Source organism: Streptomyces sp. NPDC087440, assembly GCF_044744005.1.
Taxonomy (GTDB): Bacteria; Actinomycetota; Actinomycetes; order Streptomycetales; family Streptomycetaceae; genus Streptomyces.
Genome location: NZ_JBIUXN010000002.1, coordinates 360,053 through 376,403 on the forward strand (window position 1 = coordinate 360,053; position 16,351 = coordinate 376,403).

Sequence of the window (16,351 nt, forward strand, 5' to 3'; positions counted from 1 at the left end):
GCGCAGGAGCACACGGCCCGGGGAGCCCGGAGGGACCACCTCCCGGCTCCCCGGGCCGCCGCGTTCCCCCTCATCCCACGGCGGGCCCCTCCAGCAACGTGTCCCGCGCCACCTTCTCCCACGCCCGCACCTCGTCCTGCACCGCCTGCGCGTGCCCCAGTACCGCGTCCACCCCGTCGTCGCCCAACGGCAGCCGCAGCGGCGTCACTTCGGCGTCGAGCGCCTGCCGGATCGCCAGGGCCGCCTTCGCCGGGTCGCCCGGCTGGGTGCCCGCCGCGGACTCGACCATCCGCCGGGTCGCGCCCGCGCTCTCCTCGTACTCCGCCATCGGCTCGCTCGCGCTGAACGCCCCGAACAGCCCCGTCCGGAACGCCCCCGGCTCCACCACCAGCACCTTGATCCCGTACGGCCGCACCTCGTCCGCCAGCGCCTCGCTCAGTCCCTCCAGGGCGAACTTCGTCGCGCTGTACGCCCCGAACCCGGCGAACGACATCTGCCCGCCCATGCTGCTGAGCTGCACGATCGCCCCCGAGCGGCGGGCCCGCATGTGCGGCAGGACGGCGCGGACCAGCGCCGTGGGCCCGAAGAAGTGCACCTCGAAGAGCGAGCGGAGGGCGGCGTCGGTGTCCTCCTCGACGGCCCCGACGTGCGTCCGGCCCGCGTTGTTGACCAGCACGTCGATGCGGCCGTGCCGGGCGACGACGTCCGCCACCACCTCCTGCGCCCGGGCGAGGTCGGTGACGTCCAGCCGTACCGCGTCGACCTGCCCGGGGTGGGCGGCCGCCAGGTCGTCCAGGGTCTCGGGGCGCCGCGCGGTCGCCACGACGGTGTCGCCGGCGGCGACCGCCGCCTCCGCGAGGGAGCGGCCGAAACCGCTGTTGGCGCCCGTGATCAGCCAGACCTTGCCCATGGTGTTTCCCTCCGTCCGCGGGTCCGCCCCACGCGGTGTCCCGGTCACGGAATGAACTCTGCTGGGCCCCGCCCGTATCCGTCCAAGACCTTCGGTGATAACCATCGGCTATGGACGTGCACACCAGGGACCTCCGCTACTTCCTCGCGGTGGCCACAGAGCTGAACTTCACGCGGGCCGCGGAGTCGCTGTACGTGTCCCAGCCCGCCCTCAGCAAGCAGATAAGGCAGCTCGAACGGGCCCTCGGGACCGAGCTGTTCGTCCGCGACCGGCGTGAGGTGCGGCTGACGCAGGCGGGCGAGGCGCTCCTTCCGCACGCCCAGCAGACCTGTTCCACCTGGGAGTTGGGCACCACCGCCCTCGCCGCCCTGCGCACGGCGACCGCCGGGGTCCTCACCATCGGCATGAGTACGAGCCCGGGGCGCGGCGGCATGCTCCCCGCGATCCGCTCCCGCTTCACCGAGGCCCACCCGGAGGCCTCGCCCGTACTGCGGCAGGTCGGGTGGGACGACCCCACGGCCGGGCTCGCCGACAGCAGCAGCGACGTCGCGTTCGTGTGGCTGCCGCTGCCGGAGCCGTCCCGGTACGCGCACCTGGTGCTGGCCGAGGAGCCCCGCCTCGTCGCCCTGCCGACGGGACATCCGCTGGCCGGCCACTCCTGCGTCGACTTCGCCGACCTGCTCGACGAACCCTTCCTGGCGCTGCCCGACGCGGCCGGACCGCTGCGGGACTACTGGCTGGCCATGGACGCCCGGGGCGGGATGCCGGTGCGGGTGGGGGCGGTGGTGAGCAGCCCCGACGAGACGTACGAGGCGGTGGTGGCGGGGCAGGGGGTCGTCCTCGTCGCCTCCGGGAACGCGTCGCTGCTTCTGCGCGGGGACGTGGTGACGGTGCCCGTCCGGGGTGTCACGCCGTCCCGTTTCGCGCTGGCGTGGCGCCGCGACGACATCCGCCCGCTGGTACGGGCCTACGCCCGCGCCGCCCAGCACTTCACCCGGGCGAACGCCCCCGGGGGTGCCCCGCCCCCCTGACGGGGCACGGCAGACTGGGCCCATGACCACCCCGTACCCCGACCTCCTCCACCGCTGGGCGGCGACCGTCGGCGCCCTCCGCGCGAGCGCCGGTGAGAGCCCGGCCCCGGTCGACCCCGAGCCGTACGCCCGCAATCTCCTGGACCGCTGGGCCGAGCCCCACCGCGCCTACCACACCACCGCCCACCTCGCCGCCGTCCTCGCCCACCTCGACACCCTCGGCGACCACCCCGACGACCCGCACCTCGTCCGCCTGGCCGCCTGGTTCCACGACGCCGTCTACCACCCGGAGCGCGACACCAACGAGGACCGCTCCGCCCGCCTCGCCGAGCGCGCCCTGCCCGAGCTGGGCCTCGGGGCGGAGGACACGGCGGAGGTCGCCCGGCTGGTGCGGCTGACCATCACCCACGACCCCGACCCGGACGACACCAACGGCGAGGCCCTCTGCGACGCCGACCTCGCCGTGCTGGCCTCCTCGCCCGAGGACTACGCCGCCTACGCGGCCGCCGTGCGGACGGAGTACGGCTTCGTGCCCGACCCCGACTTCCGCACCGGCCGGGCCGCCGTGCTCACCCAACTCCTCGCCCTGCCAAGGCTGTTCCGCACCCCGTACGGCGTCAAGCACTGGGAGGACGCCGCCCGCCACAACCTCTCCACGGAGCTTGCCCTGCTGAGCCCGTGACCGGCGGGGCTGGACCCTGACCCGACAGGAGGCTCTAGCTTCACCCCCATGAAGATCGTCGTGCACGACACCGCCCCCGCCCACCTCCGCCTCCTCCGGCTCCCCGTCGCCGACCGCCCCGCCGCGCTCCGCGAGATCTACGCACCCCTCCACCCCACCCTCGCGGCGGCCTTCGGCGGTCATGCCGACCTCGTCGCCACCCACGAGCAGGGTGTCGGGTTCCCCCTCGACCGGGACGATGCGCGGCTGGCGGAGGCCGTGGAGCAGATGCGGGAGGCTCGGGTGTGGGAGCGCGTCACGGACTGCCTCGACGCGGCCCGCCAGGAGCTGACGGCCGTGCCCGGCGTCCGCACCCCCGACACCGTGCACGTCGTGCTGGTCCTCGGCGACCCCGATGACGACCACCTCGTCACCCGCAGCAACGGCTACTTCGGCTTCGGCGGCATCCCCGGCGCGATCCACCTCGTCATGTGGCCCACCCCGGACGCCCTCGCCAAGATCGGCCACGCCGCCGCCCACGAGCTGCACCACAACGTCCGGTACGCCAACGTCACATGGGACCCGGCGACCGTGACCGTCGGGGAGCAGGTCGTCGCGGAGGGGCTGGCCGAGGCGTTCGTACGGGAACTGGCCGGGCCGGAGGCGATGGGTCCCTGGGCGACCGCCCTCACCGGGGCCGCGCTGGACGACGCGTACGCGAAGGTGACGGCCGGGATCGACGTCGCCGGGATGCACCACCTCACCGCGTACGTCCACGGCGACGCCACCGCAGCCCTCCTCGACCCGGACGCCGTCCCCCTCGGCATCCCCGACATGGCCGGTTACGCCACCGGCCTGCGCATCGTCGACGCGCACCTCGCCGCCACCGGGCTCACCGCCGCCCGCAGCGTCGCCCTGCCCGCCCACGAGATCCTGGCCGGGGCGGGCGTCCCCACCGCCGTGGCCTCCTGAGCCACACTGGCCGCATGGAACACGAGCAGCCCGCGGCGGCCCTCACGGTCGGGCGGGCCGCCGCGCTCGTCGGGGTCAGCGTCAAGACGCTCCACCACTGGGACAGCATCGGGCTGATGCGTCCCACGTCGCGGACGCGGTCCGGTTATCGCGTGTACGGGGCCGAGGACATCGCCCGTCTCCACCGCGTGCTCGTCTACCGCGAGCTGGGCCTTCCGCTCGCCGAGATCGGCCGCATCCTCGACGCCCCCGACACCGACGCCCGCGCCCACCTCCGACGCCAGCGCACCGAACTCACCGAGCGCATCGAGCGGTTGGAGCGCATGGTGGTCGCCGTCGACCGCATGCTGGCGGCCGCCGAGCCCGGCGGCATGCGCCTCACCCCCGAGGAGCAGATCGAGATCTTCGGCTCCGACTGGCGGCCGGAGTGGGTCGAGGGCGCCGAGGAACGGTACGGCGAGAGCCCCCAGTGGGCGCAGTACCAGGAGCGCGCCTCCCGGCTCTCCCGCGAGGAGTGGGAGGAGGTCGCCGCCGCCACCCACACCCTCCACCAGGACCTGGCCACCGCCCTGCGCACGGGCACCGCCCCCGGTTCCCCGGCGGCGAACGCCCTCGCCGAGCGGCAGCGGGCCCTGCTCTCGACGTACTTCGACTGCACGCTCGCCATGCAGGTCTGCATCTCCCGCAGGTACGTCACCGAGCCCGGCTACGCGGACGCCTTCGAGGCGCTGGAGCCGGGCCTCACGGCGTGGCTGCACAACATCGTGTGCGCGAACGCGGCGGCCCAGGGGGTCGACCCGGAGACGGCCGCCTGGCCCACCGAACCGCCCACCTCACGGCCCACCGCCGGAGACCGCTTTCCCCCGCGGTGACGCTCAGTGCTGCCACTCCAGCCGCACCGGCTCCGCAGGGACGCGGCCCGCCGCCAACTCCCTTACGAGCGAGGCGATCCCGTACGGATAGACCGTCCCGCCCGCCGCGACGAACCCCTCCAACTCCGCCACCGCCCACCAGCGGTGGCCCGCGTACGCCTCCCGCTCCAGCCCCTCCATCCCGCTCGCGTCCACCTCGTACGCGCTCACCCGGCAGTGGAAGAAGACGTCCCGGAAGACCCCCGCCGCCCAGCCGAGGTCGGCGTACCCGGAGGTCTCCGCGACCGGCTCCCCCAGCGCCTCCACGGGCACCGTCAGCCCGGTCTCCTCCCTCAACTCCCGTGCTGCCGCCCGCGCCAGGGTCTCCCCCTCCTCGACACCGCCGCCCGGGGTGCACCATCCGGCCACCGCATCCGAGCCGCCCTCGCGGAAGGCGAAGAGCAGCAGCCGCCCGTCCTCGTCGGTCACCAGCACACGCGCGGAGAGCCGCCCCGACCCCTCGTTTCCTTGATCATCGTTTCCTTGATCACTCATCCCCCCAGCCTAGGCAGGGTGGTTCCCCTGTGTCGCCGCCCGCTCGGCGGCGCTCCTCAGTACGCAGAACTCGTTGCCCTCAGGGTCGCCAAAGACCAGCCAGCCGCCCCCGTCCGGCGTGCGGTGGTCGCCGATCACCCGTGCGCCCAGCCCGACGTATCGTTCCACCGCGTCGTCGCGGAGGCCGTCGGGCTGGAGGCACAGATGCACCCGGTTCTTGCCCGCCTTGCCCTCGGCCGCCTCCGGCACCTCGGCGAAGTACAGGTGCATGCCGGTGGGCAGCGTCAGGGCGACCTCCGGGTCGCCGGGGCCGTCCCCCGCGTCGATCGGGCTCCCCAGCACCCGGCTCCAGAACTCCGCCAGCTCATATGCGTTCGCGCAGTCGAAGGCCACGTTGTAGACGATCGCGGTCATTGCTCACTCCATCGTTCACCCGGGTCACAACTCCCCCTACTGTGTCCTGCGTTCCCCGGACGGGCCACCGGCGCCGATCACCTCGGCCAGCCGCCGCGCGGTCTCCACGTCGCAGCGGCCCAGGTCCACCAGGGGCGCGGGGACGTCCCGGGCGCAGGAGGCGGAGTCCAGGCCCAGCGAGGGCAGGTTCAGACCGGCGGCGATCAGGGCCTCACGCAGCGTACGGATCGTTTCTTCAGCGGCTCGGATGCCGAGCTCCTTCGTCGTCATGATCTATATCTCTACCGGCCGTATGGTGCTTATGCGTCAAGGGAGTTGAAAGCCCCCACAAGGGGACCGATGAGGTCGCGCGCAGGCCCGGGAATGGCCGGGTTCGACAGCTTGTTGAACGCTGTCATGCCCCCCTCTGATCAGTCGCGCCGACCGGACGACGCCCCCGCCGCCGCACCCGCCGCCCGTACGACCACCTCCACGGCCACCCCCACGGCCCCCGCCGGGCCCGCCGCCCGCGCCCGGATGCCCCTGGCCGTGTACATGCTCGGGCTCGCCGTCTTCGCGCTCGGCACGAGCGAGTTCATGCTCTCCGGGCTGCTGCCGCCGATAGCCGACGACATGGACGTGTCCATACCGCAGGCGGGTCTGCTGATCTCCGCCTTCGCGATCGGCATGGTGATCGGCGCCCCGCTGCTGGCCGTGGCGACTCTGCGGCTGCCCCGCCGCACCACCCTCATCGCGCTGATCAGCGTCTTCGGCCTCGGCCAGGTGGCGGGCGCCCTCGCCCCGACGTACGAGCTCCTCTTCGCGTCCCGGGTCGTGAGCGCCCTCGCGTGCGCCGGGTTCTGGGCGGTGGGCGCGGCCGTGGCCATCGCCATGGTGGACGTCGGCTCGCGGGCCCGGGCGATGGCGGTCATGATCGGCGGCCTGAGCATCGCGAACGTCCTGGGCGTCCCGGTGGGCGCCTTCCTCGGCGAGCACCTGGGCTGGCGCTCGGCGTTCTGGGCGGTGGGCGCGGCCTCGGCGGTCGCCCTCGTCGGCGTGGTGACGCTCATCCCGCGCATCCCGCTCCCCGACGAGAAGCCGCAGCTGAAGCGGGAGCTGGGCATCTACCGGGACCGCCAGGTGCTGGTCTCGGTCCTGATCACGGCGCTCGCGGCGGGCGGCGTCTTCTGCGCCTTCAGCTACCTCTCCCCGCTCCTCACCGACGTGGCGGGCCTGGACTCGAAGTGGGTCCCCTGGGTGCTGGGCCTCTTCGGGATCGGCGCGCTCGCCGGTACGACGGTGGGCGGCATGGTCGCCGACGCCCGTCCCTTCGGCGTCCTGATCGGCGGCATCAGCACCTCCACCGTGCTCCTCGCGGCGCTCGCCCTGTTCGGCTCGACGGCGGCCGTGGCCGTCACCCTCTCCTTCGCGCTGGGCTTCTCGGCCTTCTTCACGGCACCGGCGCTCAACGCCCGGATGTTCAACGTGGCGGGCGCGGCCCCGACCCTGGCGGGCGCGACGACCACCGCCGCCTTCAACATCGGCAACACGGGCGGCCCGGCGCTGGGCGGCACGGTCATCGACGCGGGCTGGGGGTTCTCGGCGACGGCCTGGGCGGGCGGCGCGATGACGATCGTCGCGGTGGGCCTCGTACTGCTGGCACTGCGGTGGCAGCGGGCGGCCAGGAGCGGGGCATCACGCCTGGTCGCAGCGGGTGCACCGGCGGCCGCGGTGGCCTCCCCGGTCCCCACCCCGAAGTGACACAACCCATTTACATGTAACCCGCAACCGCTTCTGTCCCCCGTGATGTCATCCCTCTCGTGACGAATACACGTCACGGAACCACTGCACGGAAGACCCACGGGGGACCACCCATGCGCCTGCGCACCGCCTCACTCGCCACCGCCGTCCTCGCGGCCGGTCTCGCCCTCACGGCCTGCAACGACAACGGGGGTACGGGAGCGGCTTCGCCCTCCGAGAGCTCCGCGGGCTCCGCGAGCGACAATGCCTCGTCCTCCGCCGCCCCCTCCACCGGCGGAACGGGCTCGCAGGGCACGGGCGGCACCGACAAGCCCGCCACCACCGGCGGCGCCGGGACCGGGGGCGGGGGCATCGCCGCCGCCGCGAAGTGCAAGACCTCCGCCCTCGGCTTCCAGGTCGACCCCGGCGGCGAGCCCGCCGACGCCACCGCGCAGGGCCACGTCACCATCACCCTCACCAACAAGGGCACGGCCCCCTGCTCGCTCAACGGCTACCCGGGCGTGGACCTGATGAGCGCGCCGGGCGACACCTGGTCCCTGACCCGCCAGCTCTCCGTCAAGCCGAAGGCCCTCACCCTGGACCCGGGCGGCGACGCGTACTTCACGATCACGTACCTCCCGTACTCGGCGGAGGGCAACACGGCGGACGCGGAGTTCAAGACCGCGACCATCACCCTGACTCCCCCCGGCGAGACCCAATCCAAGGACCTCCCCTGGCCCCACAGGACGCCGCTCCTGAAGCAGGACGCGGCGACGCACCCGGGCACGTTCGTGGGCCCGGTCCAGGGCGAGTAGCCAAGGGAGCACCTACAGGTCCACCACGGGGGGTGACCAGCGGTCAGTTCGGCTCGTAGCCGTGTTTGCGGCGGCGCAGGCCGGCGGCCGTGATGCGGCGGACCAGTTCCTTGCTGCCGATCTCGATCGCGCCCGCCGCCACCGCGTCCGCGTAGCGGGACTCCGGTACGTCGTAGTGGTCGCGCTCGAAGGCGCGGGGCGGGCAGCCGATCGAGGCCGCGAAGGCGTGGAGTTCGTCGTACGACGCGTCGCTGACCAGGTGGGACCAGAGGCGGCCGTGGCCGGGCCAGGTCGGCGGGTCTATGTAGATCGTCACGCCGCGGGGAGCTTTCCGACCGGGGCCACGGCGACGACGGCCTTCGTGCAGACCCAGTGCGGGTCGGGGCCCAGTTCCGGTTCCACTTCGAGCGCGTGCGGGTCGCCGTCGTGGCAGACCGGGCACAGCGGCCAGCGGCCGTACTGCTCCAGGAGCGCGTCCTGCACGTCCTGGGCGATCAGGCCCGCGACGAACGCGGCCCCGTCCGGCCACTGCTCCACCCACCAGCGCCGGTGCGCGACGGCGTCCTCCACCAGGGACACGATGCCGGGGTCCGCGACATCGCGAGCGGTCAGATCGGCCATGACCTGGGCGCGGGCGGTGTGCAGGGACTGTTCGAGGGGGGTCATGGGGCCATTGTCGCGCGACGGGACCAAAGTCCCCACGGGAGCGGGACCTGTGGACCGTTGACGCGACCCCGGCCTGAAAATATCTTTCAGGTATGAGCGAGACGGTGAAGGAAAGTTCCAGGACGGTGGGCGCGAGCCCCGAAGCCGCTCCCCCCGCGCCCGCGGCCCTCGCCGCGAAAGTGCGGACCCTGGCTCCGTCCATGACCCGCTCCATGCAGCGCGTCGCCGAGGCCGTCGCCGGGGACCCCGCCGGGTGCGCCGCCCTCACCGTGACCGGGTTGGCCGAGCTGACGGGGACGAGCGAGGCCACCGTCGTACGGACGTCGAGGCTCCTCGGCTACCCCGGCTACCGGGACCTGCGGCTGGCGCTCGCGGGGCTCGCCGCGCACCAGCAGTCGGGGCGCGCGCCCGCCGTCACCGCCGACATCGCGGTGGACGACCCGATGGCCGACGTCGTCGCCAAGCTGGCGCAGGACGAGCAGCAGACCCTCGCCGACACCGCTGCGGGCCTGGACACCGTCCAGCTCGGCGCGGCGGTCGCCGCCCTCGCGCAGGCCCGGCGGGTGGAGATATACGGGGTGGGGGCCTCCGCCCTGGTCGGCATGGACCTGGCCCAGAAGCTCCAGCGGATCGGGGTGTTCGCGCAGGCCCACAGCGACGCGCACCTCGCGGTGACCAACGCCGTCCTGCTGCGCGCCGGTGACGTCGCCATCGCGATCACCCACTCCGGGGCGACGGGCGACACCATCGAGCCGCTGCGGGTCGCCTTCGAGCACGGCGCGACGACCGTCGCGGTCACCGGCCGGCCCGGCGGGCCCGTCACCCAGTACGCCGACCACGTCCTCACCACCTCCACGGCCCGCGAGAGCGAACTGCGCCCGGCCGCCATGTCGAGCCGCACCAGTCAACTCCTGGTCGTGGACTGCCTGTTCGTCGGCGTCGCCCAGCGTACGTACGACACGGCGGGGCCCGCGCTGTCCGCCTCGTACGAGGCTCTCGCCCACCGCCACGCCCCCCGCACCACCCGATAAGGAACCCCCCACCATGACCAGCACCCCCGCCCCCTACGGCGAACTCCGCGCCCAGCTCGACACCCTCACCACCGAGGCCTTCCGGCCCGAACTCGCCGAGATCGACCGGCTGTCCACCCCCGAGCTGGCCGCGCTCATGAACAGCGAGGACGCGACCGTCCCGGCGGCCGTCGCCGCGCAGCTGCCGCAGATCGCCGCCGCGATCGACGGCATCGCCGAGCGGATGGCCCGGGGCGGCCGCCTGATCTACGCGGGCGCGGGTACGGCCGGACGCCTCGGGGTGCTCGACGCCTCCGAGTGCCCGCCCACCTTCAACACCGACCCGAGCGAGGTCGTCGGCCTGATCGCCGGTGGCCCGTCCGCCATGGTGAAAGCCGTGGAAGGGGCCGAGGACAGCAAGGAGCTGGCCGCCGAGGACCTCGACGCGCTGAAGCTGACCGCGGACGACTCCGTCATCGGCATCTCCGCCTCGGGCCGCACCCCGTACGCCATCGGCGCCGTCGAGCACGCCCGTACCCGCTACGGGGCCCTCACCGTGGGACTGTCCTGCAACGCGGACAGCGCCCTGGCGGCCGCCGCCGACCACGGCATCGAGGTCGTCGTCGGGCCCGAACTCCTCACCGGCTCCACCCGGTTGAAGTCGGGCACGGCCCAGAAGCTGGTCCTCAACACCATCTCGACGCTCGTGATGATCCGGCTCGGCAAGACGTACGGAAACCTGATGGTCGACGTCCGCGCGTCCAACGAGAAGCTGCGGGCCCGCTCGCGGCGCATCGTCGCCCTGGCCACCGGCGCGGACGACGCCGAGATCGAGGCCGCCCTCACCGCAGCCGGCGGGGAGGTGAAGAACGCGATCCTGATCATCCTCGGAGACGTGGACGGCCCCACCGCCCAGACCCTGCTCAAGGAAGAGCACGGCCACCTCCGCGCGGCCCTCGCATCGGCCCGCACCACCGCCTGACCCCTCCCTCCCCACCCCCCGCACAGCAAGGCACCACGCACCATGAGCACCGACACCCCTGAGAACAAGAACCGCGCCACCGCTGCCGCGATCCTTCCGCTCGTCGGCGGCGCGGACAACGTGACCTCGGTCGCCCACTGCATGACCCGGCTCCGGCTGGGCCTGCGCGACCGTACGCTCGTCCAGGACGACGCCCTGAAGGCGGTCCCGGCGGTCATGGGCGTGGTCGAGGACGACACGTACCAGATCGTCCTCGGGCCGGGCACGGTCGCCCGGGTCACCCCCGAGTTCGAGGCCCTCGTGGCGGAGGGGAAGTCTCCCGAAAAGGCGCTCACAGCCGACGAACTGGCGGCCGAGGGCGCCGCGATGCGGGCCGCGCAGAAGGCGAAGAACGCGACGCCGTTCAAGCTCTTCCTGCGCCGGATCGCGAACATCTTCGTTCCGCTGATTCCCGCGCTCATCGGCTGCGGCATCATCGCGGGCCTCAACGGCCTGCTGGTCAACCTGGGCTGGCTCCCGGCCGTCACCCCGGCCCTCGCCTCCATCGCGTCCGGCTTCATGGCGCTGATCGCGGTGTTCGTCGGCTTCAACACGGCGAAGGAGTTCGGCGGCACGCCGATCCTGGGCGGGGCGGTCGCGGCGATCATCGTCTTCCCCGGCGTCGCGAAGATCGACGCGTTCGGCCAGACGCTCTCGCCCGGTCAGGGCGGTGTGCTGGGCGCGCTCGGCGCGGCGGTGCTCGCGGTGTACATCGAGAAGTGGTGCCGCAAGTGGGTGCCGGAGTCGCTGGACGTGCTCGTGACGCCGACGCTGACGGTGCTGCTGTCCGGGCTGGTCACCATCTTCGGGCTGATGTTCGTCGCGGGTGAGGTCTCCACGGCCATCGGTACGGGCGCCAACTGGCTCCTCGACAACACCGGCGCCTTCGCCGGTCTCGTCCTCGGCGGGTTCTTCCTCCCGCTGGTCATGCTGGGGCTGCACCAGGCGCTGATCCCCATCCATACGACGCTCATCGAGCAGCAGGGCTACACCGTGCTGCTGCCCATCCTGGCCATGGCGGGCGCGGGCCAGGTCGGCTGCGCGGCGGCGGTCTTCCTGCGCCTGAAGAACAACCACTCGATCCGCAACACGATCAAGTCCGCCATGCCCGCGGGAATCCTGGGCGTCGGCGAGCCGCTGATCTACGGTGTCTCGCTGCCGCTGGGCCGCCCCTTCATCACGGCGTGCGCGGGCGGCGCGGCGGGCGGTGCGTTCGTCGGGCTCTTCTCGATGCTGGGCGACAAGGTCGGCTCGACGGCGATCGGTCCTTCGGGCTGGGCGCTGTTCCCGCTGCTCCAGGGCAACCAGGGGCTGGGCACGACGATCGCGATCTACGCGGGCGGGCTGCTGGTCGGGTACGTCGTGGGCTTCCTGGCCACGTACTACTTCGGCTTCACGAAGACGATGCTGGCGGAGCTGAACACGGTGGCTGCCGAGAAGGCGGCGGACCCGGCGGAGCCGAAGACTCCGGTCGCGGCCTAGCCGTACGCGTACGAAGCGAGAGCGGTGCTCCCGGGTGGGAGCACCGCTCTCGTCGTGAGCCCGTGCCCGGCGTCAGTCGGTGCCCGGCGTCAGTCGGTGGGAAAACGCGCCGTGTCCAGCTCTCCCGCGAACGGCTCCGGCAGCTCCAACCGCTCACCGAACGGCACCCGCTCCATGCGCTTGTAGGCACCGTCCTGCGGCTCCGTGAACAGGGTGCTGGTCGGCCCGTGCTGGTCAAAGCGGTCGATCAGGAGGTAGGCGGGGACGGGCGCGTGCGCGTACCCCCACAGCTTCATGGTCCGGTCGTCGCGGGCGTTGCCGCGGGAGGTGATCTCCACGACGAGGAGGGCGTCGGCGGCGTCGACGGGATCGGTTGCCGCCGCGTCGTCATCCGTCACGAAGCTCTCGGGCATCACCACGAGATCGGGCACGTAGAGCCTGTCCAGGCGAGCGATGTGGATGCCCAGGGTCTGGAAGATTCCGAGGTCGGTACGGAGACCCGAGTAGAGGAACTTCTGGATCTGGTGTGCGATGACGTTGTGATGCCTGTTCGGCGGCGGTACCAAGACGATCTGCCCCTCATCGATCTCGGCGCGCCAACCCTGGGGAATGTCCAGCTCGCGCCATGTCTGCAGCAGGTAGTCCCACGGCCCCTCGGAGGACACCTCGTAGTGCTCGACCATCGCTGCGGTCATTGCGAGTCCCTTCTTCCTCGGCCCGGGAGACGTCACCGTAGCCAGGCATATGCACGGCGGTACGTCACTTCCGCAAGCGTCCCACGTACGGGTGAGACGCGCACGGATGTCACCGCACCCAGCACTCCACCCCGCCCAGGTCCGGCATCCGGTCCCGCACGAACAGCGGGTCGAGGCCCATGCGGCGCTGCTCGCGGTAGTCCTCCAGCAGGCGGAACGCCACCCGCGACAGCGGGATGATCGCCACCAGGTTGACCAGCGCCATGAAGCCCATGAAGACGTCGGCGAGGTTCCACACGACGGAGACGGAGCCGAGCGCGCCCAGGAACACGACCACCAGCACCAGCACCCGGAAGGCCGTCAGCACCCACTTCCGCTCGTCGCCGGTGATGAACTCGATGTTGGACTGCCCGTAGTAGTAGTTCCCGATCATCGAGCTGAACGCCAGCATGAAGACGACCACCGTCAGCACGTGCCCGGCCCAGTTGCCCAGGCTCGCGTTCAGCGAGGTCTGGGTGAGGTCCGCGCCCTGGCGGGCGCCCGCCAGGTCCGGGTTGGTGGTCAGGATGATGAACGCGGTCATCGTGCAGATCAGCATCGTGTCGAAGAAGACCCCCAGCGACTGCACCAGCCCCTGCTTGACCGGGTGCGAGACGTCCGCCGCCGCGCCCGCGTTCGGGGAGGAGCCCAGGCCCGCCTCGTTGGAGAACATGCCGCGTCGGATGCCCTGCTGGATCGCGGTGCCGATCGCGCCGCCCGCGACCTCCCGGAAGCCGAGCGCCCCGCCCACGATGTCCGCCAGGACGCGGGGGAAGTCGGTGATGTTGAGGACGACGACCGCGAGGCCCAGCAGCAGGTACAGCACCGCCATGACGGGCACGAGCACCTGCGTCACGCTGCTGATGCGCCGTACGCCGCCGAAGATCACCAGCCCGAGCAGCGCCGCCAGGACCAGACCCACCACCGGCTCCCGCCAGCTCGCGTCGCCGCCAATCGAGTTCCCGACGACCGCGACGATCGTGTTGGCCTGCACCGCGTTGAAGACGAAGCCGAAGGTGACGGTGATCGTGACGGCGAAGAGCACGCCCAGCCAGCGCTTCCCGAGACCGCGCTGCATGTAGTAGGCGGGTCCGCCCCGGAACGTACCGTCGTAGTCACGCACCTTGTACAACTGCGCCAGCGCCGACTCGACGAAGGCGGAGGCCGCGCCGACCGTCGCCATCACCCACATCCAGAACACCGCGCCGGGGCCGCCCAGCGTGATGGCCGCGGCCACACCCGCGATGTTGCCGGTGCCGACGCGCGCCGCCGCCGAGATCGTGAACGCCCCGAACGAGGACACCGCCTTGCGGCCGTGCGCGTCAGGCTCCGCCTTGTCGCCCAGCACCCGGATCATCTCCGGGAACATCCGCAGCTGGACCACCTTCGACCGGACGGTGAAGTACAGCCCCGCGCCGATCACCAGCGGGATGAGCAGATAGCTCCAGAAGACGTCGTTGATGTCGACGATGACGGAGTCCAGGGTGTCCATGCGCCCCAGCTTCGAGGCGGACGCGCAGGTCAGCCACCCGGGAACGCCACTGGGGCGGCACCCCCGAAGGGATACCGCCCCAGTGGACGTACGTACTGCTGCCTGCGCGAGGCGGGAGGGGGAGGGAGGACTTAGAAGTCCATGTCCCCGCCCGGCATGCCGCCCGGAGCGGCCGCGGCGGCCTTCTCCGGCTTGTCGGCGATGACGGCCTCGGTGGTGAGGAACAGCGCGGCGATGGAGGCGGCGTTCTGCAGGGCAGAGCGGGTCACCTTCGCCGGGTCGAGGATGCCCTCGGCGATCATGTCGACGTACTCACCGGTGGCGGCGTTCAGGCCGTGACCGATGGGCAGGTTGCGGACCTTCTCGACGACGACGCCGCCCTCAAGGCCACCGTTGACGGCGATCTGCTTGAGCGGGGCCTCCAGCGCGAGCTTCACGGCGTTGGCGCCGGTCGCCTCGTCGCCCGTGAGCTCCAGCTTCTCGAAGACGGCCGAGGCCTGGAGGAGGGCGACGCCACCACCGGCGACGATGCCCTCTTCGACGGCCGCCTTCGCGTTGCGGACGGCGTCCTCGATGCGGTGCTTGCGCTCCTTGAGCTCGACCTCGGTGGCGGCACCGGCCTTGATGACGGCCACGCCGCCGGCCAGCTTCGCCAGGCGCTCCTGGAGCTTCTCGCGGTCGTAGTCCGAGTCGCTGTTCTCGATCTCGGCGCGGATCTGGTTCACGCGACCGGCGACCTGCTCGCTGTCACCGGCACCGTCGACGATGGTCGTCTCGTCCTTGGTGATGACGACCTTGCGGGCGCGGCCGAGGAGGTCCAGGCCCGCGTTCTCCAGCTTGAGGCCGACCTCTTCGGAGATGACCGTGCCGCCCGTGAGGATGGCGATGTCGTTCAGCATGGCCTTGCGGCGGTCGCCGAAGCCCGGGGCCTTGACGGCGACGGACTTGAACGTGCCGCGGATCTTGTTCACGACCAGGGTGGAGAGCGCCTCGCCCTCGACGTCCTCGGCGATGATCAGCAGGGGCTTGCCCGACTGCATGACCTTCTCCAGCAGCGGAAGGAGGTCCTTCACATTGCCGATCTTCGAGTTGACGATCAGGATGTACGGGTCGTCGAGCGACGACTCCATGCGCTCCATGTCGGTGGCGAAGTACGCCGAGATGTAGCCCTTGTCGAAGCGCATGCCCTCGGTGAGCTCGAGCTCCAGGCCGAAGGTCTGCGACTCCTCGACCGTGATGACGCCTTCCTTGCCGACCTTGTCCATGGCCTCGGCGATGAGCTCGCCGATCTGGGTGTCGGCGGCGGAGATGGAGGCCGTCGAAGCGATCTGCTCCTTGGTCTCGACATCCTTCGCCTGCTCCAGGAGGGCGGCGGAGACGGCCTCGACGGCCTTCTCGATGCCACGCTTCAGGGCCATCGGGTTGGCGCCCGCGGCAACGTTGCGGAGACCCTCACGGACCAGCGCCTGCGCGAGGACGGTCGCGGTCGTCGTGCCGTCACCGGCGACGTCGTCCGTCTTCTTCGCGACCTCCTTGACGAGCTCGGCGCCGATCTTCTCGTACGGGTCCTCGAGCTCGATCTCCTTGGCGATGGAGACACCGTCGTTGGTGATCGTGGGGGCGCCCCACTTCTTCTCAAGAACGACGTTCCGGCCCTTGGGGCCGAGAGTGACCTTGACGGCGTCGGCGAGCTGGTTCATGCCACGCTCGAGGCCGCGCCGGGCCTCCTCGTCGAACGCGATGATCTTGGCCATGTGAAGTGGTCCTCCCAGGACGGGGTGGATTTCTCCGGACCGGGGGTTCGGTGCCCGCGACGGACGGCTTCGCGATGCCCGGGAATCCTTACCCCGACACCTCTCGGCCTCACCGAACCTGGTCCAAGTTCTGTCACTCTCACTGGGAGAGTGCTAACGCCAATGATTAGCACTCGACCCATGCGAGTGCAAGCGGATACCACAGATCTTGGACACGGGCACGCACGGTGGGCCGACCGTGGACCGGTCGCGGGCCGGGGCACG

General features: G+C 71.7%; 18 protein-coding genes. 9 read left to right on the forward strand and 9 right to left on the reverse strand.

Going from position 1 to position 16,351, the window contains the following annotated elements:
• Nucleotides 1-70: 70 nt before the first annotated feature.
• Nucleotides 71-910, reverse strand: a complete 840-nt coding sequence (locus ACIO3O_RS06325; RefSeq protein WP_401742592.1) for an oxidoreductase — start codon at nt 908-910, stop codon at nt 71-73.
• Nucleotides 911-1,020: 110 nt separating this feature from the next.
• Here ACIO3O_RS06325 and ACIO3O_RS06330 point away from each other — a divergent pair, with 110 nt between their 5' ends.
• The 4 genes from ACIO3O_RS06330 to ACIO3O_RS06345 are packed head-to-tail and all read left to right on the forward strand — an operon-like array spanning nt 1,021 to nt 4,446.
• Nucleotides 1,021-1,941: a LysR family transcriptional regulator gene (locus tag ACIO3O_RS06330; RefSeq protein WP_401742595.1), complete on the forward strand. Its 921-nt coding sequence runs from the start codon at nt 1,021-1,023 to the stop codon at nt 1,939-1,941.
• Nucleotides 1,942-1,963: 22 nt separating this feature from the next.
• Nucleotides 1,964-2,623 carry a hypothetical protein gene (locus tag ACIO3O_RS06335; protein ID WP_401742597.1) on the forward strand — a complete coding sequence of 220 codons (660 nt, stop codon included), beginning with the start codon at nt 1,964-1,966 and terminating at the stop codon, nt 2,621-2,623.
• Between the two features lie 48 nt (nt 2,624-2,671).
• Complete coding sequence (locus ACIO3O_RS06340) at nt 2,672-3,574, forward strand: DUF2268 domain-containing protein (protein ID WP_401742598.1); 903 nt, start codon at nt 2,672-2,674, stop codon at nt 3,572-3,574.
• Between the two features lie 14 nt (nt 3,575-3,588).
• Complete coding sequence (locus ACIO3O_RS06345) at nt 3,589-4,446, forward strand: MerR family transcriptional regulator (protein WP_401742601.1); 858 nt, start codon at nt 3,589-3,591, stop codon at nt 4,444-4,446.
• A 3-nt stretch (nt 4,447-4,449) separates the two neighbouring features.
• Here ACIO3O_RS06345 and ACIO3O_RS06350 read toward each other — a convergent pair whose 3' ends face one another.
• Genes ACIO3O_RS06350 through ACIO3O_RS06360 form a run of 3 tightly spaced genes read right to left on the reverse strand, consistent with a single transcriptional unit; the run spans nt 4,450 to nt 5,664 of the window.
• A complete protein-coding gene (locus ACIO3O_RS06350) occupies nt 4,450-4,980 on the reverse strand; it encodes an NUDIX hydrolase (RefSeq protein WP_401742604.1) in 531 nt (176 codons plus the stop codon).
• A 9-nt stretch (nt 4,981-4,989) separates the two neighbouring features.
• A complete protein-coding gene (locus ACIO3O_RS06355; protein WP_401742606.1) occupies nt 4,990-5,394 on the reverse strand; it encodes a VOC family protein in 405 nt (134 codons plus the stop codon).
• 36 nt (nt 5,395-5,430) lie between these two features.
• On the reverse strand, nt 5,431-5,664 hold the full coding sequence (locus ACIO3O_RS06360; protein ID WP_401742608.1) for a hypothetical protein: 234 nt from the start codon (nt 5,662-5,664) through the stop codon (nt 5,431-5,433).
• A gap of 246 nt (nt 5,665-5,910) precedes the next feature.
• Between ACIO3O_RS06360 and ACIO3O_RS06365 the strand changes: the two genes are divergently transcribed.
• Nucleotides 5,911-7,134, forward strand: a complete 1,224-nt coding sequence (locus tag ACIO3O_RS06365; protein WP_401743401.1) for a Cmx/CmrA family chloramphenicol efflux MFS transporter — start codon at nt 5,911-5,913, stop codon at nt 7,132-7,134.
• 113 nt (nt 7,135-7,247) lie between these two features.
• Entirely contained in the window at nt 7,248-7,928 is a 681-nt protein-coding gene (locus ACIO3O_RS06370; RefSeq protein WP_401742610.1) for a DUF4232 domain-containing protein, read from the forward strand.
• Between the two features lie 43 nt (nt 7,929-7,971).
• Here ACIO3O_RS06370 and ACIO3O_RS06375 read toward each other — a convergent pair whose 3' ends face one another.
• Nucleotides 7,972-8,244 carry a DUF4031 domain-containing protein gene (locus ACIO3O_RS06375; RefSeq protein ID WP_401742613.1) on the reverse strand — a complete coding sequence of 91 codons (273 nt, stop codon included), beginning with the start codon at nt 8,242-8,244 and terminating at the stop codon, nt 7,972-7,974.
• The gene (locus ACIO3O_RS06380; protein WP_401742615.1) at nt 8,241-8,594 is read right to left on the reverse strand and encodes a hypothetical protein; all 354 of its coding nucleotides are present in this window, start codon (nt 8,592-8,594) and stop codon (nt 8,241-8,243) included. The genes ACIO3O_RS06375 and ACIO3O_RS06380 overlap by 4 nt, the downstream gene beginning before the upstream one ends.
• A 92-nt stretch (nt 8,595-8,686) precedes the next feature.
• Here ACIO3O_RS06380 and ACIO3O_RS06385 point away from each other — a divergent pair, with 92 nt between their 5' ends.
• The 3 genes from ACIO3O_RS06385 to ACIO3O_RS06395 are packed head-to-tail and all read left to right on the forward strand — an operon-like array spanning nt 8,687 to nt 12,107.
• Nucleotides 8,687-9,625 carry a MurR/RpiR family transcriptional regulator gene (locus ACIO3O_RS06385; protein WP_401742617.1) on the forward strand — a complete coding sequence of 313 codons (939 nt, stop codon included), beginning with the start codon at nt 8,687-8,689 and terminating at the stop codon, nt 9,623-9,625.
• 13 nt (nt 9,626-9,638) lie between these two features.
• Complete coding sequence (murQ, locus tag ACIO3O_RS06390) at nt 9,639-10,586, forward strand: N-acetylmuramic acid 6-phosphate etherase (protein ID WP_401742620.1); 948 nt, start codon at nt 9,639-9,641, stop codon at nt 10,584-10,586.
• Nucleotides 10,587-10,628: 42 nt separating this feature from the next.
• Nucleotides 10,629-12,107, forward strand: a complete 1,479-nt coding sequence (locus ACIO3O_RS06395; RefSeq protein WP_401742622.1) for a PTS transporter subunit EIIC — start codon at nt 10,629-10,631, stop codon at nt 12,105-12,107.
• 89 nt (nt 12,108-12,196) lie between these two features.
• Here the strand turns inward: ACIO3O_RS06395 and ACIO3O_RS06400 are convergent, their stop codons facing one another.
• The 3 genes from ACIO3O_RS06400 to groL form a co-directional block, all read right to left on the reverse strand.
• Entirely contained in the window at nt 12,197-12,802 is a 606-nt protein-coding gene (locus ACIO3O_RS06400; protein ID WP_401742625.1) for a Uma2 family endonuclease, read from the reverse strand.
• A gap of 109 nt (nt 12,803-12,911) precedes the next feature.
• Nucleotides 12,912-14,333: an alanine/glycine:cation symporter family protein gene (locus ACIO3O_RS06405; RefSeq protein ID WP_401742627.1), complete on the reverse strand. Its 1,422-nt coding sequence runs from the start codon at nt 14,331-14,333 to the stop codon at nt 12,912-12,914.
• 131 nt (nt 14,334-14,464) lie between these two features.
• Nucleotides 14,465-16,087: a chaperonin GroEL gene (groL, locus tag ACIO3O_RS06410; protein WP_401742630.1), complete on the reverse strand. Its 1,623-nt coding sequence runs from the start codon at nt 16,085-16,087 to the stop codon at nt 14,465-14,467.
• Nucleotides 16,088-16,351 lie beyond the last annotated feature (264 nt).